Origin of the sequence: Brevibacillus sp. IT-7CA2 (genome assembly GCF_949767855.1) — a bacterium.
Taxonomy (GTDB): domain Bacteria; phylum Bacillota; class Bacilli; order Brevibacillales; family Brevibacillaceae; genus Brevibacillus.
In genome coordinates this window covers 251,408-274,880 of record NZ_CATKQT010000051.1, presented here as the reverse complement: position 1 = coordinate 274,880, position 23,473 = coordinate 251,408, and the positions used below count along the sequence as shown (strand labels likewise).

The 23,473-nt window shown below is 47.7% G+C and carries 21 protein-coding genes and 1 riboswitch; of the genes, 15 read left to right on the top strand and 6 right to left on the bottom strand.

The window, feature by feature from the left end:
* The first annotated feature begins 48 nt into the window (after nt 1-48).
* Nucleotides 49-1,125, top strand: coding sequence for a M42 family metallopeptidase (locus tag ACM6JA_RS24825; protein WP_414854527.1), 1,077 nt, complete (start codon nt 49-51; stop codon nt 1,123-1,125).
* Nucleotides 1,126-1,183: 58 nt separating this feature from the next.
* On the opposite strand, the gene ACM6JA_RS24820 is transcribed toward ACM6JA_RS24825, so the two are convergent.
* Complete coding sequence (locus tag ACM6JA_RS24820) at nt 1,184-2,293, bottom strand: DUF4179 domain-containing protein (RefSeq protein ID WP_414854526.1); 1,110 nt, start codon at nt 2,291-2,293, stop codon at nt 1,184-1,186.
* Nucleotides 2,280-2,813 (bottom strand): RNA polymerase sigma factor, encoded by a 534-nt coding sequence (locus tag ACM6JA_RS24815; RefSeq protein WP_414854525.1) that lies wholly within the window; start codon nt 2,811-2,813, stop codon nt 2,280-2,282. The genes ACM6JA_RS24820 and ACM6JA_RS24815 overlap by 14 nt, the downstream gene beginning before the upstream one ends.
* A 319-nt stretch (nt 2,814-3,132) precedes the next feature.
* On the opposite strand from ACM6JA_RS24815, the gene ACM6JA_RS24810 reads away from it, so the two are divergent.
* The 4 genes from ACM6JA_RS24810 (at nt 3,133) to ACM6JA_RS24795 (ending at nt 6,336) form a co-directional block, all read left to right on the top strand.
* Nucleotides 3,133-4,623 carry a DEAD/DEAH box helicase gene (locus ACM6JA_RS24810; protein ID WP_007722878.1) on the top strand — a complete coding sequence of 497 codons (1,491 nt, stop codon included), beginning with the start codon at nt 3,133-3,135 and terminating at the stop codon, nt 4,621-4,623.
* A gap of 236 nt (nt 4,624-4,859) precedes the next feature.
* On the top strand, nt 4,860-5,294 hold the full coding sequence (locus ACM6JA_RS24805; protein WP_414854524.1) for an Lrp/AsnC family transcriptional regulator: 435 nt from the start codon (nt 4,860-4,862) through the stop codon (nt 5,292-5,294).
* 5 nt (nt 5,295-5,299) lie between these two features.
* On the top strand, nt 5,300-5,938 hold the full coding sequence (locus tag ACM6JA_RS24800; protein WP_414854523.1) for a LysE family translocator: 639 nt from the start codon (nt 5,300-5,302) through the stop codon (nt 5,936-5,938).
* A gap of 152 nt (nt 5,939-6,090) precedes the next feature.
* A complete protein-coding gene (locus tag ACM6JA_RS24795; protein ID WP_007722886.1) occupies nt 6,091-6,336 on the top strand; it encodes a hypothetical protein in 246 nt (81 codons plus the stop codon).
* 77 nt (nt 6,337-6,413) lie between these two features.
* On the opposite strand, the gene ACM6JA_RS24790 is transcribed toward ACM6JA_RS24795, so the two are convergent.
* Nucleotides 6,414-7,826, bottom strand: a complete 1,413-nt coding sequence (locus ACM6JA_RS24790) for an RsmB/NOP family class I SAM-dependent RNA methyltransferase (RefSeq protein WP_414854522.1) — start codon at nt 7,824-7,826, stop codon at nt 6,414-6,416.
* A gap of 85 nt (nt 7,827-7,911) precedes the next feature.
* On the opposite strand from ACM6JA_RS24790, the gene ACM6JA_RS24785 reads away from it, so the two are divergent.
* The 4 genes from ACM6JA_RS24785 to ACM6JA_RS24770 all read left to right on the top strand — a co-directional run bounded on the left by ACM6JA_RS24785 (nt 7,912) and on the right by ACM6JA_RS24770 (nt 12,354).
* Nucleotides 7,912-8,667, top strand: a complete 756-nt coding sequence (locus tag ACM6JA_RS24785) for a hypothetical protein (protein WP_017250646.1) — start codon at nt 7,912-7,914, stop codon at nt 8,665-8,667.
* A 24-nt stretch (nt 8,668-8,691) separates the two neighbouring features.
* Nucleotides 8,692-9,636: a methyl-accepting chemotaxis protein gene (locus ACM6JA_RS24780; protein ID WP_414854521.1), complete on the top strand. Its 945-nt coding sequence runs from the start codon at nt 8,692-8,694 to the stop codon at nt 9,634-9,636.
* Nucleotides 9,637-9,813: 177 nt separating this feature from the next.
* Nucleotides 9,814-9,899: riboswitch (cyclic di-GMP riboswitch) on the top strand.
* 85 nt (nt 9,900-9,984) lie between these two features.
* Nucleotides 9,985-11,442 (top strand): aldehyde dehydrogenase family protein, encoded by a 1,458-nt coding sequence (locus tag ACM6JA_RS24775; RefSeq protein WP_414854520.1) that lies wholly within the window; start codon nt 9,985-9,987, stop codon nt 11,440-11,442.
* A 30-nt stretch (nt 11,443-11,472) separates the two neighbouring features.
* Nucleotides 11,473-12,354 (top strand): methyl-accepting chemotaxis protein, encoded by an 882-nt coding sequence (locus ACM6JA_RS24770; protein ID WP_414854519.1) that lies wholly within the window; start codon nt 11,473-11,475, stop codon nt 12,352-12,354.
* Nucleotides 12,355-12,416: 62 nt separating this feature from the next.
* Here the strand turns inward: ACM6JA_RS24770 and ACM6JA_RS24765 are convergent, their stop codons facing one another.
* Entirely contained in the window at nt 12,417-14,090 is a 1,674-nt protein-coding gene (locus tag ACM6JA_RS24765; RefSeq protein WP_414854518.1) for a M14 family metallocarboxypeptidase, read from the bottom strand.
* A 134-nt stretch (nt 14,091-14,224) separates the two neighbouring features.
* On the opposite strand from ACM6JA_RS24765, the gene ACM6JA_RS24760 reads away from it, so the two are divergent.
* On the top strand, nt 14,225-15,643 hold the full coding sequence (locus ACM6JA_RS24760) for a hypothetical protein (RefSeq protein ID WP_414854517.1): 1,419 nt from the start codon (nt 14,225-14,227) through the stop codon (nt 15,641-15,643).
* A gap of 153 nt (nt 15,644-15,796) precedes the next feature.
* On the top strand, nt 15,797-17,821 hold the full coding sequence (locus tag ACM6JA_RS24755; protein WP_414854516.1) for a sigma-70 family RNA polymerase sigma factor: 2,025 nt from the start codon (nt 15,797-15,799) through the stop codon (nt 17,819-17,821).
* Between the two features lie 784 nt (nt 17,822-18,605).
* On the opposite strand, the gene ACM6JA_RS24750 is transcribed toward ACM6JA_RS24755, so the two are convergent.
* Together ACM6JA_RS24750 and ACM6JA_RS24745 are read right to left on the bottom strand one after the other, a co-directional pair.
* On the bottom strand, nt 18,606-19,286 hold the full coding sequence (locus tag ACM6JA_RS24750) for a class I SAM-dependent methyltransferase (RefSeq protein ID WP_414854515.1): 681 nt from the start codon (nt 19,284-19,286) through the stop codon (nt 18,606-18,608).
* A gap of 89 nt (nt 19,287-19,375) precedes the next feature.
* Nucleotides 19,376-19,780, bottom strand: a complete 405-nt coding sequence (locus tag ACM6JA_RS24745) for an RrF2 family transcriptional regulator (protein WP_173618637.1) — start codon at nt 19,778-19,780, stop codon at nt 19,376-19,378.
* A gap of 289 nt (nt 19,781-20,069) precedes the next feature.
* Between ACM6JA_RS24745 and trxA the strand changes: the two genes are divergently transcribed.
* From trxA to ACM6JA_RS24725, 4 genes are all read left to right on the top strand, one after another.
* Entirely contained in the window at nt 20,070-20,387 is a 318-nt protein-coding gene (gene trxA / locus ACM6JA_RS24740; RefSeq protein WP_414854514.1) for a thioredoxin, read from the top strand.
* 225 nt (nt 20,388-20,612) lie between these two features.
* On the top strand, nt 20,613-21,704 hold the full coding sequence (gene hppD / locus ACM6JA_RS24735; RefSeq protein ID WP_414854513.1) for a 4-hydroxyphenylpyruvate dioxygenase: 1,092 nt from the start codon (nt 20,613-20,615) through the stop codon (nt 21,702-21,704).
* Nucleotides 21,705-21,874: 170 nt separating this feature from the next.
* Nucleotides 21,875-22,477, top strand: a complete 603-nt coding sequence (locus ACM6JA_RS24730; protein ID WP_414854512.1) for an RNA polymerase sigma factor — start codon at nt 21,875-21,877, stop codon at nt 22,475-22,477.
* A gap of 42 nt (nt 22,478-22,519) precedes the next feature.
* Nucleotides 22,520-23,347 carry a GNAT family N-acetyltransferase gene (locus ACM6JA_RS24725; RefSeq protein ID WP_414854511.1) on the top strand — a complete coding sequence of 276 codons (828 nt, stop codon included), beginning with the start codon at nt 22,520-22,522 and terminating at the stop codon, nt 23,345-23,347.
* Nucleotides 23,348-23,473 lie beyond the last annotated feature (126 nt).

Below are 23,473 nucleotides of genomic sequence, written 5' to 3'. Positions count from 1 at the left end.
TCTCGAAAACATAAAGGGAATACGTCAGTATCGAAAAGGAGATAAATGATGGACGATCTCACGAAATTGATCAAGGATTTGACGGAAGCGGACGGAGTACCTGGGCACGAGCGCGAAGTCAGGGTGAAAATGGAGGAGTACTTACAGCCTCTCAGCGACGAGTTGGTAAAGGATCGGCTGGGTGGGGTACTCGGGAAGAAGACGGGGGCAGAAAACGGTCCGAAAATTTTACTCGCGGGACATCTGGATGAAGTGGGCTTCATGGTGACGCATATCACGCCAAAAGGGTATTTGCGTTTTATCCAGCTGGGCGGATGGTGGACACACAATATCCTCTCACAGCGCGTGAAAGTCAAGACACGCAAAGGCGAGTATCTCGGACTCATTGGTTCGAAGGCACCGCACGCTCTGGAAAAGGAAGAGCGGGAAAAAGTCATGAAGCTCAAGGATTTGTACATTGACATCGGGGCAAAAGATGAAGCAGATGCAAAGGAAATGGGTGTGCGCCCTGGTGATTGGATTGTCCCTGACAGTGATTTTACGACGATGCGCGACGGAGAGCTGTGGGTCGCAAAGGCGCTCGATAATCGGGCGGGGTGTGCGCTGGCAATCGAGGTGCTAAAACGATTGAAGAAGGAAGAGCATCCTAATGTGGTATACGCGGGTGCAACTGTGCAGGAAGAGGTAGGGACTCGCGGTGCTGGCACGGTAGCGAATCTGGTTGAACCAGATATTGCTTTTGCTGTCGATGTTGGACTCGCATATGACACGCCTGGAAATGAATCGTATCCGATGACCTGCAATGTGGGGGACGGTCCGCTCGTCATGTTATTTGATGCCACGATGATTCCGCATACCGGATTGCGCGATCTCGTATTCGACACAGCAGAGGAGCTCGGCATCAATATCCAGGTGGATGCCCTCGCAGGAGGCGGAACAGACGCAGCGAAATTCCATACAAGCGGCATTGGCTGCCCGTCTATTGTCGTCGGCTTTGCGACACGGTATATTCACAGCCATAATGCGATTATGTCAAAAAGTGATTTCGAGCAGGCTGCCCAACTGCTGACAGCTGTCATCAAGAAGCTCGATAAGGAAACGGTTCAACAACTGCTCGATAGATGAGATAGGCGAAACCCTCTCCATGCATGTATGATTGCGATGGAGAGGGTTTTTCGTTTTGTTACTTGTTCTGCTCTGGGAGGTCTACCTTTATTTCCAGACCCTTAATAAACTGATCGTCTGCGACTGTTTCCGCGGAATTATCTTTTACGATAAAAGGCTTGATTATGAAATACTTCGGCTGTCCTTGTGCAGAAGCATAGCGGGCGTCGAATGTGAGCGTGTTATCCTTACGTTCTCCTTCTCCGTGGAGGGACGTCAGTTGACGACCTTGGTCGTCAAACAGGGCAGCTCTGATGAACTTATTTGATGTCTTGCCATCCAGTTTGACCGAATACAACAAGCGCGTCGTCACTGGCGTCACATTGACCTCGGATACTTCGAAAGAAATCCCATCGTTGGATTGAATAGCATTCGGTTTAAGCCGGATGGTGTCGTTCGTCGCTTTTTGGAAGGGAATGTTCAGCTCGAAGGCTTGATCAATTCCAGCAAGCTTAACAACCACTTCCGCATGGAAAGAGTCTGGAATCATGCCTGTTGAATTATGTTCAGGTGTCTTCAAAATTTCTTCGAAGACAAGAAAGTTTGGGTGCGATTCGCCAGCTGTGGAGAAAAAGCCACCGCCTGTTACCAAACTACTTGGGTCATCTTGGCCTTTTCCATCGATGTTAAAAGTAACATTTTCGATAGCGTCACTAAGTTTGACAACCTCCTTTCCCGTATCAAACATGCCGTCCTTCAAGTTTGGAGCCGTTACACTAAGCAGGTAGACAGCACGTGTTCCGTCGAAGACCGTCTCTGTTACCTCGAGCTTAATGTCCTGGTGAGAAATACTCCTGTTTACCTTGGAAGAAAGACCTTGTTCGCCTGCAGCTCGTAAGCCGAGGTCGGCTTCGATTAAGCTAAAGAGACTGCCAACGAATGGGATCTGCTTAATGGATTGCGCCATGACCGGCGAGATAAATCCGGAGGTGAATACAGTTGCACCTAGAATGACTGCGGCGGCCGCAACATAGGGTGCTTTGCGTAATCGTTGGACTTTTCGTTCACGAGATATTTCTGGGAGAGAAGCGTATGTTTCATCCAGTCGAGCCCGTACCAATGGTGACATCGTTGTATCCTTTGTACGCTTGTACTCTTTTAGTTCGAAATCAAATTTAGATTGATCCATAATGTATCTTCCCTTCCCGAAATGTGCTTAATTTCTCCATCAAGTTGTTCCGTGCCCGACTGAGCCGCATTTTTGCGGCACTGTCCGAAATTTCCAGTATCTCTGCTACTTGTCTTAAAGGGATGTCTTCAAAATAGTGAAGCACAATAACAAGGCGCTGAGGCTCATCCAATCTCTCAACGGCGTCTCGCAGGTCAATATGCTCGTCTTTATGTGAGAGTGACAATTGGATAGGAAAATCATCCATTAGAACGTTGCGGGAGCGATTTGCTAACATCTTATTGCATTCATTGATCAAAATTCGGAACATCCATGTTTTGAAAAAATGGGGCTCACGAAGTGAATGCAGAGATTTATAAGCTTTCAAAATGGTTTCCTGGAGAGCATCCGCAATATCTTCCTCTTTTTTCAGGATGGATTTAGCCGTATTGTACAAGGAGCTCTCAACGTGTTTGACAACAGCGATAAAAGCTTCACGATCTCCTTGTTTTGCCAGGAGAACCTGTTCTCTTAGATCCACCTTTTTCACTCCTTTCTGTGTTGGTTTTTCACATGGACAGTAATTAGATCAGCGAAATCGATACATGGTCACATCATGTAAGCAAAAATTTCAGCTAGGCTTGCTTCGTCGTCGCGAGTCTCGAAGAAAAATACCCGGGAGTTGAACGGTTTAGTTGTTTTTTCGAGAGTACTCCTTTAGTATAGGTAGGATAGGATTTCGCAAGGGCAATAACCTGCCTAGGATGAATTTTGATTGATGAGAGCCGGTTTTATCGCATCCACTGTCCATGCAGTCATGGTGTGGCGAATCGGATCGCTTGTGAAAGGAAGTGGAAGTTATGGCAAAATCGTTTGCGTCTTTTGGTTTCCGTCCGGAGCTGATGCAAGGGATTCAAGACCTGTATTATAAAGAACCGACACAAATTCAAGAGGAAGCCATTCCTCTCATTATGGAAGGCAAAGATATAATTGGACAAGCTCAGACAGGTACGGGAAAAACAGCTGCATTCATGCTGCCGATCCTCAACGCATTGGAAGAGGGAAAACGCGACATTCAAGCGCTCATCCTCACCCCGACACGTGAGCTTTCCATTCAGATTGCAAAAGAAGTAGAAAAGCTGGGCAAACACCTGAATGTGAATGTACTATCCCTGCACGGTGGAACGGATATTGACAAACAACTGAGCAAGCTGAAAGAAACGGTTCATGTTGTTGTAGGAACACCAGGACGTGTACTGGATCATATGAAGCGCGGATCGCTTCACTTCGGACGAATCTCCACACTCGTGCTGGATGAAGCCGATAAAATGATGGAAATGGGCTTCTTGGAGGATGTGGAGCAAGTAATCGTCCACACGCCTTCTCAACGTCAGGTGCTGTTGTTCTCGGCTACGATGCCTGATCTGGTAAAAAGACTGGCGCACCGCTTCATGAAACAGCCACCGCATATCAAAATCGAGGGCAAGCAAAAAACGGTTGAGCGCATTGAGCAATTTTACTATGTAGTCAACCAGAGTGATAAGACAGACGCTCTCGTCGATCTGCTGGAACAAGAGCAGCCGTTCTTGACCATTGTGTTTGCAAATACCCAAGTACGTGTGCAACAGCTTACGGCCCGCCTGCAGGAAAATGGCCTCTCGGCGAAAGCCCTGTACGGTGATTTGTCTCAAAACAAGCGGGAACAATTGATGAAGCAATTCCGTGAGATACGATTCCAATACTTGATCGCAACAGATATCGCTGCTCGTGGACTCGATGTAGAAGGTGTAACACACGTCATCAACTACGATTTGCCGAATGACGTGGACAGCTACATTCACCGCGTCGGCCGTACTGGTCGTGCGGGACAAAAAGGAAAAGCGATCTCCCTTATTTCTCCTCGTCAGAAAAACTTGATGGCTCGTTTTGCCAAAGCGACGAAGGCTTCGATCGAAGAAAGAATTATGCAGGCTGGACGCCATTTGGATGCCGGACGTCGTCAGCGCGCAGAAGAACGGGAAGCTCATTTCGTTGAGCTGCGAGCGCAACAGGTGAAGGAGCAGCAGAAGGAAAAAGACAAAGAGTTCTCTCCTGTACGTGAAGCCTTGAAGAAAAAGACGAAGGTAAAGCCAGGCTACAAAAAGAAGATAGCGCGTGAGCTGGGAGAACTGCAAACGCAGTACGAGAAAAACCGCAAGAAGGCAGAAGCGATTGCGGCACGTAAAGCGGGTAAATCCGTGAAGCCAGGCGATGCCAAAAAAGCGGGAAAAGGTGGAGCAGCACGCTCTGCGAAGGGCGGAAAACCGTTTAATCAATCCTCATCCGCTGGGAAAACACGTGGAAATAAGTAAAGATAATAAGAGAAACTGTCCAGATTCGAAAAGGGTCTGGGCAGTTTTTTTGTTGGGTGGGATACTACTCTTTCCATTACGTATGTGTTAATAGGAAAATGGTCTGAGATAAAACGATGCACAGAAAAAAATTAAGAAATACCGCTCATTAGTTAAAAATATATGGTTTTGATCCTATTCCCCTTTCTCTTTGTAAGGAATTGTTATAATGAACGTAAAACAAGGAGGGAGATCAAATGGATCGGATTGATGAACAAATCCTCCGCTTATTGCGGGAAAATGCCCGAATCACCAGCTCAGACATCAGCAAGCAGGTTCATTTGTCCGTGCCTGCGGTTTCCGAGCGAATACGCAAGCTGGAGGATTCAGGACTCATCAGGCAATTCACAGTAAAGCTGGATCGAGAACAGCTAGGGCTTCACCTGATTGCGTTTGTGATGGTGCAAATCGAGAAAACGGAGCATATTGCTGGCTTCCGCGAAACGGTCTTGCAGGCAGACTGTGTGCTGGAATGCCATCATATTGCGGGAGCTTACGATTATGTATTGAAGATTGCCGTAAAAGGGACGGCCGATCTGGAACGATTCATCTCTGAAACATTGAAGCAAGTAGAAGGTGTAAGCAAGACGAATACGATGATCGTCCTGTCTTCCATGAAAGAGGAGATGTGAACCTCGTGGCGATCTGGAACGGTCTATTATTTGGGATGATGCTCCAGCTATCCGTTGGTCCGGTTTGTCTGGCGGTGTTGCATCGCTCGATGACTCGGCGATTGCGGGATGCATTCATGATGGTACTGGGAGTTGCACTCGCAGATGCGGTTTATATGGTGGGGGCGATCGGGGGACTGTCGCTGCTGTTACAAATCCATTGGGTCAAACAGATGGTTTTGATTATGGGAGCCCTGATTTTGACTTGGTTTGGGATTCAAACCTTGCGTGCCATAAAAGGCAGAGGAGAACATGAACAAGCACCAGTCCAGCATGCACCATCGGGTCGAAGCAGCTTTTGGCACGGCGTGCTTCTGACACTCGCGAATCCTCTGACCGTTCTGTTTTGGGCGGGAGTATTTGGCTCACTATTGGCATCTGGCACTTTTGTTCATTCAACAGAGTTGTTCTTGTTTGCGACAGGCTGTCTGTTATCGACTTTATTGTTCCTGGGGCTGGTAGCTTTGTTGGCCGCGTATTTGGCTCGATTTTTTCGCCCGGGATGGCTCAACATTTTTCATGGGCTCAGTGGTATTTTTCTGATTGGGTTTGCGATTGTCCTTTACGCAAAAAGCGGTTTGATGCCGCCATACTGGCCTTTTTAAAGGAGTTCGGAATGATTGCATCGAATTTTAATAGCATACAGGAATTGCGATAGAAAATAGTGTTTTCCTCCCATGTGATTTGGGTAATAGATAGGAAGATAGAACCCTTTCTTGTAAAAGTACAATAGTACAGGGTGTGAGGAGAACCAGTGATGACGACGGATACGTGCTTGAAATGCGGCAGTCCGATGGGCCGGGGAGAGTACAGTTGCCAGGTTTGCGGAGAAAACGAAATACAAGACTACCAGATGATTCGCAATTACGTGAGAACTTATCCGAATTCGAATGCGATGCAAATTGCCAACGCAACAGGTATATCTGTTTCAAAAATATTGCGTTATATTAGAAATGGCTCTTTGACCGTAGTAGACAATCCGTCCCACAGAGGGCGATCATAAGAAAAAGAGAAAAGCCCACAAGCACTCACGAATGCATTCGTGTAGCTTTGTGAGCTTTTTTTATTTTTGATGTAAATCTACAGCCAGCGTAGACCCTTTGGATAATGATTTTTGAGTTGCCCCTCAGATTGCTTGCCCCAACCGATGGAGAATCCATCTACCGTAACCAGCGTCCAGCCGCTTTCACCGTCACGCGTGAGCGCTTCTCCTTTTAAGTACCGCAACATTTCAGGATCTTCTGCGCCATATGAAGCGACACGGGCTGCCTCCGCAGAGGAGAGGGCGAGTGCCAAGGCGTGTGCAGGTTCAAATCTGTTCTTTTTTACAGTTCCTAGGTGCAGACCGACGCGCGCGACCTTTAGCTTGTCCCAATCGAGCTCAGGAGCAGGTGAGTAGTAGAGCTGCTCGCCAAACAAAAGAAAAGCTGATTCATCATCGAATGGTTTGGAGAGCGTCGGGAGTGCTTCGTCCGCGAACGTACGCCAGGCTGCCAGAGCTTCTTTTCGACCTGCCGGAGCAGATTTTGCCGCACGCTTTTCTTTCCGTTTCCCGGAAGGTTCATGAACTTCTGCGGTCTCACTCTTTTGCAGTTTGGCGAGGTAATGACCTTCTCCCTGTAGACGATGCGGCCACAATCTGGCTGTCTGGGTGAGCTGCTCGTTTTGTGGCGACGCCCATTCTGGTTGACCAGCAGAAAAGCAATCTGCATGCGGCAGCGGGACGATCTCAAATTCCGGGTGACTTCCCAGGAAGTTAACCAGTGACTGCTCATTTTCTAACGGAGCAAATGTGCAGGTGGAGTAGACCAATGTCCCGCCTGGCTTCAGCATCGCAGCGGCCGCCTCGAGAATATCGCCTTGCATGACATGGCACTCGGTTACTTTTGCAGGGCTCCAGTCTTCGATTGCTTCGGGGAGCTTGCGGAACATTCCTTCGCCAGAGCATGGAGCGTCTACTAAAATTCGGTCAAAAAACTGGGGGAATCGCTCCTGTAAGCGTTCAGGCGTTTCATTGGTCACGACGGCATTGGTCACGCCGCAGCGCTCCAGATTTTCTGACAAGGCTTTTGCGCGAACAGGATGGATTTCGTTTGCCACGAGCATTCCTTGTCCACGCAAAAACGCTGCAAGCTGCGTCGATTTCCCCCCTGGCGCTGCACACAAGTCGAGGATTCGCTCACCAGGTTGTGCACCGAGTGCTTCGGCAGCGGACATCGCGCTTGGCTCCTGCAAGTAGTACATGCCAGCGGAGTGAAAAGGATGCTTGCCGGGCCGATCTGGCTCTTTGTAGCGAAAACCGTTTTCGCACCAAGGGACTGTTTCCAGAGCAAACGGCGAGATATTTAAAAAATCGTCACGACCCACCTTCAACGGATTGACCCGCAAGCCGTGTGTCACAGGCTGATTATACGAGGAAACGAAGGCCTCATAGTCGTGTCCGAGCAAGGTTTTCATGCGCTCGGTAAATGATGTTGGTAAATTTTTTGTCATAACAGCCTCCGATGTCAGATTTTGGCCCCATGTGAAAGGAAAAGATAGAATCATGGCGAATCATAGAGAATGAGGTGAGAGCATTATGGAAGGATCCCGTGCAAAACGCTACCGCTCCCGGCGGAGGAATGACTCGGAAGTAAGCCGGTTTTGGATCATGGGGTTGCTGTTCTCACTGCTGGTGCTCGCTTTTGAATTCTTTATCGAAATACCCGCCGACGCAGATTGGCTAATCGATATGGAGATGGCTTTGTTTTCTGCCAGCTTTACGTTACTTGCCTTTTATCTGCTCGGACTTACCTTTGCCTTTTCTCGCCACCAAAAGGCAGGGAAGATCAATCACCAAATCATCATCTATGTATGGTTGGGTGCGATCTTGTTTCACTTGTTCCTGCTCATCAGCAATTTGTCCAATCAGCATGTGTACAAAGCAGGGATCATTCTATTTTTAGGACCATTGTTTTTAACTGTCTACCATTTTATCACGTACTTGGCAGCTTTGCGTGAGGAGCGTGAGGAGCAGGAGGCAGCTACGACAGCTACGCTTGAGCGTACGGCCTACCAGATGATTCTGGAGGGTGGGCGTGTATACAGCGAGCTCAGTCGCCTGAAAACAGAATATCCAGAAGTGGAGCAAATGCTTCGTGCCAACGATTTTCACGATAAACTGGAGCGCTATGCTTTGGAAATGCAGCAGTATTTGCAGGCGAAGCATTTTGAGCGTAAAGACGTGGAGCTCTTGGAGGGTCACTATTATTTCTTGGAAAACTTGCTGAGCTTGGCGAAACAACATCCGGGAATAATCGAGTCCCGCGTATATAGCCGCCGAGGTGACAATTGATGGGTACAAAGGAGAGAGAAGCGGATGTTTTGGAAAAAAGACAAAGGCCTAGCAGAAAAAGAGACAGCAGCGACGACAGTGGCAACTCCCACAACCACAATGGCAGGCCACCAAGACGCTTGGAAACATGAGCTTCGCGGTATTTACGAACAGATGGGTGCGATTCTCACTTCGAACCAAGCGATGAACGCCGAATCAGAGCAAACGGTGCGATTGGTGACGAGGATGAAGCGTGTCGTAGATAATATCCAGGTCATTAACGAGCGGGATGATGAATCTGCGAGCCAACTGTCGGATCGAGGAGAGCGCTTGACGGACATCTGTAAACAATCGGTAGCGCGTGCAGATGAAGGTAAGAAGGCGATGACGGACGTTGTGGAAGTCATGAGCCTGCTCGACAAAGAATCGGTCCATACGTCCAAGTCCATGAGCCGCTTGGAAGAGCGCTCTTCGGAAATTACGAGCATCGTCAAGGTGATCAGTGACATTGCCAATCAGACCAACCTTCTCGCTTTGAATGCAGCGATAGAAGCGGCACGTGCGGGTGAACAGGGCCGAGGCTTTGCTGTAGTAGCAGATGAAGTACGCAAGCTGGCCGAGATGACAGCGAACTCGACCAAGACGATTGCAGAATTGATCGGCAAGATTCAGGAAGAAACAAAAGAAGCGTTGTCCAACAGTGAAAAAAGCAGCAGTGCGATCAAAAACGGACTTTCTACCAGCAAGGATGCTGCGGAGAAGACGGATCAGATCGTGAACGCTTTCCAGGCACTGAACGTCGAAGTGTCAGGTGTGATGGAAATCATCGCGCACCAAAAGCGATTTGCTGACGATGTGTCCCAACAGGTAAGTGATGCGAAGGGCTTGCTGGAAGAGCTGAATGAAGGCTTGACCAAGCATGTGAGGGACGCCAACGCGGTAGAGCAAATGCTCGCGACGAGCGTAAAGGATGTCAAAAAGATATTGTGATCATAAGGAAGAAGAACCAGGAGTCCGTATCCCAAGAGATGCGGATTTTTTGGTATTTGTTCAATTTGGTTCACTAAAATTTTACATATTTCTGTTTGACTATTAGGAATAGAGTACTATAATCAAAGTAAGATTCTCCATAACTTTCCTTTTTTCGACAAAATCATATCAGCATTCGCTATGAATGGGCAAACCCACTGAAAATTGGGGACGCAAAGCCACGGGCCTAATGTACACGTTACGATGGCAGCCGGGTTGCCGACTAGCAGTGTATTTTGCTGTTTTAGTTTTACGGCTCCTTTCATGCGAAGGGGGCCTATTTACTTTACAAAAGGGAGAGGTTAAAGCATGTCAATCCTTCAAACACTGGACAAGCAGTACATCAATGGGGAGTGGCGCGACGGACTTGGCGCGAAGACATTGCAAGATATCAACCCTTACAACGGGGAAGTCATCGCAGAATTCAAAATGGCAAATTTGGAGGATATCGACGCGGCTTACAAAGCGGCAGCCGACGCGAAAAAAGAGTGGGATGAAGTGAATGCCTATACCAAATCCCGAATGTTGGAGCGTGCTGTTCACTATATCGAAGAGAATGAAGAAGAAATCATTCAGATCATCATTCGTGAATTGGGTGGAACCCGACTGAAGGCATTTTTTGAGATCGGGCTTGTGAAGGATATTATTCGCGAGGCGGCTACGTTCCCGGTACGCATGGAAGGAAAAATTCTTCCTTCTCCCGTAGACGGAAAAGAAAATCGATTGTATCGGATTCCCGCAGGAGTTGTTGGTGTCATCAGTCCGTTCAACTTCCCGTTCTATCTGTCGATGAAGTCCGTAGCGCCAGCTCTTGGCGCGGGCAACGGCGTCGTCCTCAAACCGCATGAGCACACGCCAATCACGGGTGGTACTCTCATCGCGAAAATTTTTGAAGAAGTAGGTTTGCCAAAAGGCTTGATCAACGTCGTTGTGACGGATATTGCTGAAATTGGCGATGGTTTTGTCTCCCACCCGATTCCGCGCATCCTTTCGTTTACAGGCTCTAGCCAAGTAGGAAGCCATATTGCGCAAGTGGCAGCGAAGCATTTCAAAAAGGCGATTTTGGAGCTGGGCGGCAATAGTGCACTGATTGTTTTGGAGGATGCGGATCTCCAGTATGCCGTCAATGCAGCGGTATTCAGCCGCTTTACCCACCAAGGTCAGATTTGCATGTCGGCTAACCGGGTTCTGGTTCACCAAGATGTATACGATAAATTCCTCGATCTGTATGTGGAAAAAGTATCTGGACTCAAGGTTGGCGACCCAAATGATCCTGACACAGTAATCGGTCCGTTGATCAATCAACGGCAAGTCACCAACCTGATGGCAACGATCGATGAGGCGATACGCGAAGGGGCCGTTCCTGCACTGAAAGGGGAAGTAAAAGGCAACGTTGTCGAGCCGATCGTTTTGACAGGAGTGACCACAGACATGTCGATTGCATCCAAAGAGCTGTTTGGTCCGGCTGTTTGCATCATGTCGTTTGCTTCCGAGGAAGAAGCGATTCGCATGGCGAACGAGACACCATTTGGATTGTCCGGGGCGATTCATACACGCGATCTGGAGAGAGGTGCCCAGATGGCCAAACGAATTGAGACTGGTATGATTCACATCAACGATGGAACGATCAATGACGAACCAATCGTGGCGTTTGGCGGTGAAAAGCACTCCGGGTTGGGACGTTTGAATGGTCAATGGAGTTTAGAAGAGTTCACTACGCTGAAATGGATTTCGGTTCAACACAAAAAGCGCCAATTTCCGTACTAATGCCAGCAAAATATAGAGGTGAAGAGGGTCATGCACGGTTACGTAGAATGGAACGAAACAGAAGCTTTCGAAAAGGGGAAAAACGCAGAACTGCTCGAGGCGTTCATCAAGGTTGCCCCTTATTTAAATGATTTACTCACCGATGACATTACCATTGGGGTCTACGACACGGAAAAGCTATTGCGTAATGTGCCTGCCCAAACATTTGCGCTGCAAGTCAAGCCAGGTGATCCACTCCAGGAAGGAGATGTGATCACCAACGCGATTCGTAAAAACACCAAGCAGGCGATGATGGTCCCCAAAGAATTATTTGGTTTTCCTCTCGTCGCACGGGCGATCCCCCTGCATGATCACACGGGAAAAGTCATCGGCGGTGTCGGCATTGGATCCAGTATGGAGCGAGCCAATGAGCTATATGAAATTGCCGCAAATCTCTCGAGTGTCGTCGAGCAGGTCAGTGCCACCACACAAGAGATGGCTGTGCAGATCGGGAATTTGAACGAGCAAATGAAGGCGGTCTCAGAGCAAGCCAATGATGTGAGCCAAAGTACGACTGAGATCGAGCAAATTACTCTCGCCGTGAAAAAAATCGCTGATCAAAGTAACATTTTGGGACTGAATGCGAGCATTGAGGCTGCGCGGGTAGGAGATGCAGGGCGTGGATTCGCTGTCGTTGCGAATGAGGTTCGCAATATGGCGACGGATTCACGGGCGAATGCAGACAAAATCAAGCAAACCACAGATTCCATCCGGGATTTGATAACCCTGCTGCAAAATTCGATTGAATTGATCAATCAAACCATGGAGAGTCAGGCAGCTGCTACGGAGGAAATTTCTGCGACAATGGTCGAAGTGAGCGACAATACGCAAAAGCTGGCAGGGCTTTCCCAAGAAGTGTTTGAAATAAAGTAAGCCCATATATGTAACAAAATTCCCCTCTCAGGAGTCTAACTTTAGAGAGGGGAATTTTTCCTTTAGTTCTTTTGTGTGGTGGGTAGCGATTGCTCCAGCATATAGCGATACACCGGGACTTCATCGCCTTTTTCAACGGGCAAGAAGTTAAACGTGACGTAGCTGTCTACTGATTCCGGTTCCAAGGCCAATGCTATGAAGTTGGCGTTTGGCTGGGCCATGCTGAACACGTAGCTACCCGCAGGAAAGGTTTTCGTTGTTTCTGTTACATTTGCAGTCACTTGGTTGGTGAAATGCCCATTCTCGTAAATCGTATTCACCTTGTTTTCCAAAATGGTGTAGCTTTCTACTGCTATGGTCGTTTCTTTTGATAGCTTGCTTACCGAAACACCGAGCAGTTCTAGCTTGGCTGCAACGTCATGGTAGCCAGGAGGCATGAGATAAGCAGTGGGGCGCTCGCGTTCGAGTACGGGATAGGCATCCGTGGAGCTTACCCAGTCTATGGGGGTAGACACTTTTTTTGCCGTGGCTAGATCGACCACTTCGAGAGATTGACCCGGTACTCGCTTATTCTCACTCAGGATGACGAGTTTGTCGTTGTCGTTTGCCTTTTTGCCTTTTTCCGTGATTTCTGCGCGTGCCTGCGTCACGGCGGACATGATTGCTTTGGCGTTGTCCGCTGTTGATTGGATGACAGCAGCGTGAGTCATGGCCTGACTGTATACACGGCGCTCAAAATCGGCGCGTCCAATGCCGATGCCGCGTGTTTCCACCAAAAACGTCAACGTGTTTTTCAATCCCAAGGCATTGCGTCCGATTCTCGTCTCTGTGCTGCCTTCTGTTGCGGTCACTTTTCCGTCCTTGCCTTTTGCCAGCGTATAGTATGCGTGATGAGAAAGTTGCTCCTTGTCGAGTGCTAGTTGAACGTCAGCCAAGAGCTGGTTGTCTGACATTTTGCGCAGGTTGGCGGGAATATTCAAGTTTTTCGCAGAGGAGATCAGAACATCGTAGGAAGAGATTGCGCCTTTTTCCCCAACATCGCGAAGCTGGCTGGAAGAGACGCCGTATTCATGGGCGTCAAGCACGACATCAGGTTGATAGGCATGGATGGCTTGGTGAACGGCTTGCACCTCTGGATATTCTACCTTCATGTAGTCGCGGTTGGCATCCAGCTCTGTCGCAATGTAGCGTTTGAACTGGTAGGAGCCATCCGGGTTGATGCGAGGAACAATCGCAACGTTTACTTTATCCAGGAGATCGGTGCCAAGTTTTCCTTCTGCCAGCCATTTGGCGATTACAAGAGCAGATTCACCAGAGGCGGGTTCATTTCCATGGATTTGTGCCTGTAGCCAGATGAGTGGCTTCTCCTTGTTTTGTTTGAGCTTGCCGTGGTCTTTGCTGAATAGGAGCAGGGGGATATCGCGACCTTCCAATGATGTACCGATGGATAGCAACTTGATTTCCTTGTTGCCTGCAGCCAATTTGCTTATGTAAGCCATCATTTCTTCCTGGGACGTAAAAGCCTCTTTTCCTTCTTGGAAGCCGGGTGTCCCAAACTGGATAGTTGGCTTGGGAAACAAGCTCTCAATCTGTGCAGGCTGTATATAGGTTGGCCCTATTCCGTAATAAGGAATGTGGGGTTGTGGTTCAGCTTGGGTGGCATGGATGATTGAGGGGCTGGTGAACAGAGATATTACGAGTGCTGTAGAAACAACGTAGCGTACTTTCTTGTCCATAAATTCCCTCCTGCGAAATAGAATTAGACACCTATGATTAATTTATCAGATTATTGTAAAAATAATAATCGCTACGAAATATTCATTTTAAAGTAGGACTTTCGGTTCTCTTTTATATAGAATAGGGGGATGACATGGTCAGAAAAATCAGCAGAATGCTCCTTTTGATGACGGCCATCGCCGTAAGTAGTTTCTTTCCGAGCGATATTTCTGCAAACGAATGGAAAAAACCAACAGAAACAGAAACTGTTGACCACCTGAATGGCGCGATTCACCAAAAACAAGAATTTCGTTTCTCAGATGGTGTCACGTATTGGGCGCATAAAATGACAGGTCAGCGCAATATGATGCCCTACGTTTTCACCATCCCGATTCAGGGCAACAGTCAGAACATAATGTTCCGCTATCGAGCTTATGATGAGTCGAAGAAACCGTATTGGAAGGTTGTCACGCTTGATCAAGTCCAGACGCTTCCGCTTTCCTCTGGTTTTGTAGAGACAGAGGGCAGGTATATTTGGTTAGGTAAGCCCATTACCTACGTGGATAATGGTAGAGCTACGATTGAAGAAAAGCCGGCATTGTCGATGCCAGTCGAAGTAAAACAGACGTCATCTGGTGTCGAGCTGGTGATCAAGCTGCCGATGAAAGCAGGTTTTATCAGCGAAATGTGGGCGCTCGATTCGAGAGATCCGCTCGTTCCTTGGGGAGAACAATCGATTGATAGCGTCTGGCTTAACCTGGACGTTACGGAAAAGGCAAAATGGCTGTACGATGGGTATTACTATCAAAGCCCTTCAACGTACGAGCCGACTTCGGAGGCCTCTTTTTGGCGGATTCCAGAAAATTATGTCCTTCGCTCCTTTTTATATACAGGTGGAAGCAAGGCTGCCCGAGATATGGGCTATGTGATGTTGAAAGCGAGCCTGAAGCAGCAGGAGCCTGAGGGGTACTGGAAGACGCAGCCGCGTTCCTTGTGGTTAAGTGGCGATTATGGGATACCAGAGGGCTTTTACGATACGAGATTCAACACAGGAGCGGCTGATCTGATGCTGCGGGGCTGTGATCAGTATCAAGAAAAGGACTTTTGCCAATCTGCGAAAAAATATGCTTCTTACTTTCACAATCACGCAGCTATGAACCGCTTTGTTATCGCTGGTGTACAGCAAGGGTGGCTGGTTGCCGACTACGCGACAGCAACGAATCCAATGATTCGGACACATGTTTCTTTGAATCATCAGTTGGCGGAAATCAATTTTCTCTACAAAAGCTACCTGCAATTCGGGGACCAGACAGACAGAGACTTAGCAGACATCATGCTCTACGGTGTGGTCAACCTCGGAGCGCAGTGGATTCTCGGAAATGGCGATTTGCATTACGCTTATTTTCCGGACGGGACATTCGGCAGGCCGGACTATCCGTTCTTGACTTACAATGACTTGGTCGAAACGCAGCGCTTGTACCGTCAACTGCACGGGATGGATGAGATGACGCTTGCCATGTTGATTGACAGTAAATTAATGTGGATGCAGCTGAATAATATTCAGTACCGTTAACATATGGAATGGTAACCCGTACGAAGGACACTTTATCATAGTGGCTTTCTTGCGGGTTTTTTGTTTTCATCCTACCAGCAGAAAAGAACGGAGAAAAGTGAAACCGTATGGCACACTCGCTGGTCTAACGAATGTACAGGGAGGGGACACAGCATGAATCAATTTGAGCGAGTTCGAGAAGCTCAGGCGGGAAATCGCACGGCTTTTCTTTCGTTGATAGAAGAACAACAGGATCGCTTATATCGGATCGCCTATTATTATGTGCGGCAGGAAATGGATGCAGAAGATGTTGTTCATGAGACGATATATAGGGCACTGGTCGGGCTGCCTAAGCTGAAACAGCCACAATTTTTCACGACGTGGCTGACCCGTATCGTCATGAACTGCGCGATGACAGCGCTGAACAAGCGCCAACGACTTGTGGTAGATGATCGTTACGTCGACTTGCTTCAGCAGGTTTCTGTCACGGAGCATGACGATCGTATCGACCTGCTTGCTGCTGTCGATCAGCTAGAGCCAAGACAAAGACAAGTGATTGCATTCAAGTATTGGCAAGATATGACGATTGAGGAGATTGCAAACTTGCTGCGCATGCCCTCCGGTACAGTCAAAACCATTTTGCATAGGGGGTTGAAAGCATTGCGCAAAAATTACTCGTCCACAGAAGGAGCCATTCGATCCGAATCTGCCATCGTATCTGAACAAGATCGTTTGCAGCAAAGGCTTGTTGCATTAAAACAGCTAGCAGAAGCTAGATTTCATATTCCACAATCACATGAGCTTACCATTGCAGACTACCAGGAGGACAAACGGGAGGCCGGAAGAGCGGTGTTCGTATGGACAAAACAAGGCGCTGATCCTGTATGGGGCGAATCAGGTAAAGATACGGGCATGTCTTTGGTGTTGGGCAGTCAAGAGGAGTTGCTCGAATATACGATTGACGTGGAGGAAGCTGCTCGTGAGTTACCCGTGCTCTCACAAGAGGAATTGCGACTTCGCGGCGAGGAGTTCGTCCTTATCCATTATCCTACTGCATTGAAAGGATTTTCCTTAACGCGTACGAAAGCAACTGAATCCAGGACGATTTTCTTCTATGAGCAGGTTGTGATGGATTTGCCACTACCATCGTCAGGTTTTCGAGTGACGGTACACCAGAGTGGTATGGTCAGCAGCTTCCTTTATTTCGGTCGGCAGAAAAAGCCGAAGGTCCCGGATAATTTGATGGAGAAGGAGCAGATTTTGCAACACATAGAGAAGACCGTAAAGGTGGACCTGCAACTCACTTATGTACCAAAAGACGTTTTGAATAGAGCGGAGTTTGAGCTACGGCTTGTGTATGAGCTGGACAACTGTTTGATGAGCTATCCAGCGGACGAGCATGAGGCTTCCAAGTTGAACGAGGAATCGGTGGAATGGGAAGAGCAAGCTGTATGGCTGCCAGTTCCAATACTTCCAAAGGCTGTGGCAGTTCGTACGTTAGAAGAGATTCAAGCTTTACTCGGGATCGATCCCAAACAGTATCAATTATTGAGAAGTGCCGACATAGATGAGGAGATTTCCGCTTTTGTCTGGCGTCGGCGGGACTGGAAGTCTACTGATTCTGATGATCGTTCGTTTCGTACTTTTTTTCAGACAAGATCCGCGGGTACCGTTAAAGTGATGATTCATAAAAGGACGGGTGCATTGGTTTCGTTTTCCCGTTTCGAAGACTGTCCGCCAGGTGAGAAACGATTATCACGGGACGAATGTCTGGACATTGTACTCCAATTAGTAGCGCGTACGCGACCTGAGTTGGAACCGTATTTATGGCTTCGACAGCAGGAGGAAGCGGGGGAATCTGATCGGGAGCAGTTCGAGTTCCGCATCGGAGTGCAGGGGGTGTGGCTCAAAAGGGAGTCTCTCCGAATTGTCGTCAATAAAACGACGGGGCTACTCGAAGGTATGGACAGTTCGTTCATCGATACGGCTCAGTTGGAGACAGTCCAGACGACTCCGCTTTTAGACGAGAGAAAGGCGCTCCAAATATATAGGGAAGCGCTCGACTTGAAGCTGGAATGGCAGATTGATTATTCCGGTCGGGGCAAAAATCATCGCTACCGTCTCGTGTATCGGCAAGTTCATCGGGACAATCAGAGAGAGATGCAGTGGATAGACGCCCGGACCGGCGAGTTGATTTGATAGAATATGACCAGAACGATCACTTTAAAAGGCCCTTCTTACAGGTCTTTTTTATCTGTACATTTTGCATTTTGTTTGCAGGAAAATCCCAAAAATGCGTAATGATGGTTGAGGTGTATACAGCATGGCATATTCAATATTAATCGCTGAAGATGATCCATCCATATCCGAACTAATCAAAATGACATTAGGCGCCTCGGGCTATGTCTGTAAAAGAATCCAGCTTCTTAACTATAGTTGGTGGATCATTTCGCCATGGCACATGAACCTTGGAATCATGTGTTGCGCTTTTCAAAGGAGAGTAGTATTCTCGTTTTTTTCAAATACGTTGATGCTCCGAATACAACGTCCCATTCTTTAGTACCACAAGCAGTGCATCGATACCGTTGACGCTTTACCGGTATCTCAATGACTTCATTATTGATGAGATCTTTGTATATTTGGTGTTTATTATCCGTTTTGTGAAAGTTCCCATTCCCACAATGAAAGCAAATGATAGGGGCAACAATTGTAAAATTGCATTTTTTGATAATGATTCTCACCTTCCGAGATGTGTGTCGCACAAAGTTGTAGTAGAAGTAATAAAAAAGAATGAAAAATAAATAATTTTTATTAGCACGACTATTTTAACAACGAAATATTGGTTAGTAAACTGCCCAGTTATGGAATAGCAAAGCCTAGACTAGCGGGACACTGTTCGATGTGATTGATCATAAAAAATTGCCGGTTTTCCCTCTCATATGGTGTGACCGGCATACTTAACTAAAGTTGAAAGCATTCTGATCTATTTCCGCAAAGCAAACAGGGTCAAAAAGCTGACGGCCTCCCGTAGCTCTACGCTTAATCGGCCTGCGATATCTGGCGTAATTCCTTCTTTGTATACAGGCTCTTCGCCGAGCAGTGTGAAGCCATTTTCGCACGCCAACTGCTTGGCTTCCCAGGGCATCATCGTATTTTGGATCGTCGTCTCTTCATATAGTCTGCGATAGCTATGTGCGCGTGGGCCAGCTGTAGGACCGAGGATACCCAAGACGAGAATTCCTCCGGGTGCGAGCACGCGGTGAAGTTCCTTGAGTGCCTTGAGCGGAGACGGCGTGAATTCCACTACGTTAATCGAGAGCACACCGGAGAATGAATCATTGGCAAAAGGAAGCTTGCTGATGTCGCCTGTCTGAAAATGAACAGAGCCTGGGGAGGAAATGACCCGGTCATGAGCGAGACGAATCATTTCCCCGGCAATGTCGACGCCTTCCACCTGGTATCCGTGCTCTGCAAGCTTGCAACTGGCATAGCCGTCACCACAGCCTGCATCGAGAACAGGTCCCGTTCTGACAGGTACATGCTTCATAAAAAAGGGGAGGATGGTGCTGCGGCTGCCTTTTTCCCACATGTGCTCACTTCGTTTGCGCCAGTCTTCTGCAAATTGATCCCATTGCTTGGCGGCTTGTTCCGTCCATTGGTTCATCCTTGTTCACGCCTTTCTCTTCGATTGAACCATACCGTTATGAAGAAAAACTCCGGTCGAGGTGGCCGGAGCTTTTCAAGGAAGTTGTTTTACGTCAAACGGTCGGGGATATGTGCGACTAAGTCAGCAATTTTTTTGTTCTTCAGTGTTTGCATCATTTGCTGCTCGGCGTCAGCCACAACCTGTTGAATCAGACAGGCACTATCATGATGGAAGCTGCATTCAAACAAGGAGGTTGTCCCTTCAATGGCCTGGATCACATCCAGAAATGATATATCATCCTGGTTGCGTTTGAGCTTGTATCCGCCATTTGCGCCAGAGACCGAGTGGATCAACCCAGCCTTGACCAGTTTCGTCAGCATTTTGGATAGGTACGTTTGTGAAACGCCTAGCTTCTCTGCCAAAAGCTGAACACTAACGGGTTTATCAGGCGCTTCTGCCACCAGATAGAGCATTGCATGGAGGGCATAGTCTGTTGCCTGTGAATACTTCATAAGACACCTCAATCATGGACTTAATACATCCATCATAAAGTGAATGGGAAGCATGAGCAAGGGGAAGAGTGATTCGTGCTGTCATCTGCACTTTCGATGCCCATTTTAGGAAGGTGCAACTTGACACCAAAAATCATTGAGGGATATTATAGGCACAGTAAGTCTGTGAATGGTTATTTGAAATGATCCAGGTACAGCGGGTTATTTATTTGTCTATATTGAGGATATTAAGAGTCTGTAATGGTCGTTTTGAGTAACTGTTCAACATAAAAAGGAGAGGAAAGTACAAATGAGCATTTGCCACACGACAGATACTACGTTTCAACAGGATGTAAAAAGTGAAGGCTATACCCTCGTCAATTTTTGGGCACCTTGGTGCGGGCCATGCCGCTTTTTTGGGCCGATACTCGAATCGTTTGATGGGGAGCATAGCAGCGAAGTGCGAGTCCTAAAGGTCAATGTCGATGAACAAACGGAGATTGCCAATCAGTATGGCATTATGAGTTTGCCAACGACCATTTTGCTCAAAAACGGGGAATTGATCGACAAAGTCGTAGGAGCAGCCCCTCTAGCGGAACTGAAACAATTTGTTTTCAAACATAGGTAGTAGGAAAACGCAGCGAAAGCCATCGGTCAACTAGATCGGTGGCTTTTTGGTATCCAGTTGTTACTCCCATGCGTACTTTAATAAATGAAAGCGTTTGAGCGTTTTCGCGTTGTTCCGTGTTCTTGCATGAGGAAGCGCTTCCAATGTACTCTCAAGATAACGACAAAATAATCCCAATTCACAAAATAATGTCAATAATTGAACAGGAAAGCGGAGGGGTAGGTAATGAGCAATACCGATTTTTTCCCGATTCAGGACTGGGATTACCTGGAGTTTTATACAGGTAACGCCAAGCAAGCTATGCACTATTTCACAAATGCGTTTGGATTTGAAGCAGTAGCCTATGCGGGCTTGGAGACAGGTTCTCGTGAAAAGGTTTCCTACGTTTTGAAGCAGAAGCATATGACGTTCGTGATCAGTGGGGCGCTTACGCCTGACAGCCCGATCGCGGAATTTGTGAAAAAGCATGGGGACGGAGTCAAAGACGTAGCCCTGCGTGTAGAGGATTGTGAACAGGCTTACCGGGAGGCCGTTTCTCGCGGAGCCATTCCCATCATGGAACCGACTGAGTATACTGATGAATTCGGGACAGTCAAAAAAGCGATTATCGGTACGTACGGCGAAAACATGCACTCCTTTATTGAACGGAAAAATTACAACGGACCATTCTTCCCAGGCTTTAAAGCTTACCAATCTCCAGTCAAAAGTGAGAGTACAGGTATCATCGGCATCGACCACATCGTGGGTAACGTTGAGGTCATGGATGAGTGGGTAGAATACTATCAAAAGGTCATGGGCTTTACAGCCGTACAAAATTTCAGTGAGGACGATATCTCGACGGAGTATTCTGCGCTCATGTCCAAAGTGATGCAAAGTGGAACAGGACGCATCAAGTTCCCGATTAATGAGCCGGCAGAAGGACGCCGCAAGTCGCAGATTCAGGAGTTTTTGGAGTTCTACAAAGGGCCAGGTGTACAGCATATTGCCATCCTGACCAACGATATCATCGATACTGTATCGAAGCTGCGTGATAACGGTGTAGATTTCCTCATGGTGCCAGATACGTACTACGAAGATCTGAAAGAGCGTGTAGGGGAAATTGATGAAGACATCGAGGCGCTGAGAAAGCTGGGCGTCTTGGTCGACAGAGACGACGAAGGCTATCTCTTGCAGCTGTTCAGCAAGCCGATCGTAGACCGTCCGACGCTGTTTATCGAGATTATCCAGCGCAAAGGAGCTCGAGGCTTCGGGAATGGCAACTTCAAGGCACTGTTCGAGGCGCTGGAGCGCGAGCAGGATCGCAGAGGTAACCTGTAATTCATTGATGTAACGAGCATGACAAGACCATCTCAAGCTGAAAAAGCTGAAGGGATGGTCTTTTTCCATTTGCGAAGCAGATAAAATAAAATCTCATGAACTTTTTACCCACCTCTATCATCTATACTAATAGGAACCAAATATTGGAGATAAAAGGAGGCTTATGCAATGTGAGCATCAAGAGGGAAGTTCAGCAGGACATTCAGCTAGCACAGGACGGCAGTGTAGAAGCTTTTGCTAGAGTCATTCAGTTGTACGAGCGTACCTTGTATGGCTTGGCACGAACTTATGTCGGGCGGGACGAGGATTGTGCCGATGTGGTGCAGGATACGATGATGAAAGCATTCAGAGCCATCCGAACGCTGCGAGAGCCTGCTTATTTCAAAACATGGATGATCCAAATTCTCATAAACGAATGCAGACAATGGCAGCGAAAAAAGAGACGAAGTCCAACCGTAGAGCTGTCTCCGCTACAAATCGGAGAGAAGGCGGTACAGGCTCCCTACGAAGCTATTGAATTAACAGAGGCAGTATGGAAGCTGGAGCATGAGCTGCGCAGCGTCGTTTGGCTTCACTATTACGAGGATTTGCCGATCAAGCAAGTCGCCTTGCGAGTAGGTATCCCGGAAGGCACTGTGAAATCCCGGCTGCACCGGGCTCGCATGCTGCTTGCAGAAGAGCTGGAATCCTCCCAGGAAAGGAACGTGGGCTATGACCCGACTCTTGTGCGGAAGCTGAGTCTGACTGACTTTGCTCCGCTATCAGCCGCATAAGTACACAGATGTCCAAAAGAGAGAGAAAGGGCCGAAATTGCGATGATTCATCGACTGGAACCAAATGATTATGCAAAAATCAGGACGTTGCTGTCATCTGATAACGTGAACGATTTGACCATCCATGCGATTGTTAATGGGACAAATCGAGGAGCGATTTACGTAGATGATGTGGAGCAGCCCCGGACAGCATTGGTCGATCAAACCGGCGTGATCAGTATTTTCGTAGGGGACGCTGCCAATGAAGCGTTCACAGCGGACCTGGGTGCCTTTATCGAGGGGGAAATGCGCAGATATACGACCGAATCGTGCGGGGGCACTCATTTTCTGGCAGTTGTCCCAGATGAAGCGTGGGAAGAGGCAGTGACCAAAGCTATCTCGCATCGAGAGATAGAAACGGATTGGGAGTATTACTACCAGTTCAATCCCGAGCAATTCCAAGCGCGAAAGGACAGCTATCGCCCTCTGTCTGAAGGGTACACTTTGAAAAAAATCGACGCAGGTGTCATCGAAAACGACCCTGACAACATCTTGATAGAGGTTGTAGAGGAATTCTATCATTCGGTGGATGATTTTTTGCAGTGGGGCGTAGGGTTCTGTGTATGTAAAGGAAATACGATTGTGAGTGCTTGCCTTTCTTGCTGTGTCCATGAGCATGATCATGAAATTAGCGTGGAAACGTACGAGGAAGCAGACATGAACAAAGGCTTTGCTACGCTTGCTTGCGTGGCGTACCTGGAGCATTGCATGGAACATGGACTGACACCGCACTGGACCACGCTGGAAACCAATGAGGAGTCAGTACGTCTGGGAACAAAGCTAGGATTTGAACCGAAAGAAAAGTGTAAAATACTGGAGTTCGCATACTAAAACGATACGGGTATCCATGGGTTGTCGAAATCACTTCGGCAACCTTTTTTACTAGGAAAGGAAGAGAAGCAAAAGGGAAAAACGAGGTGAAAAGTGAATATTTTGATTAGTTATATAAACGAACAG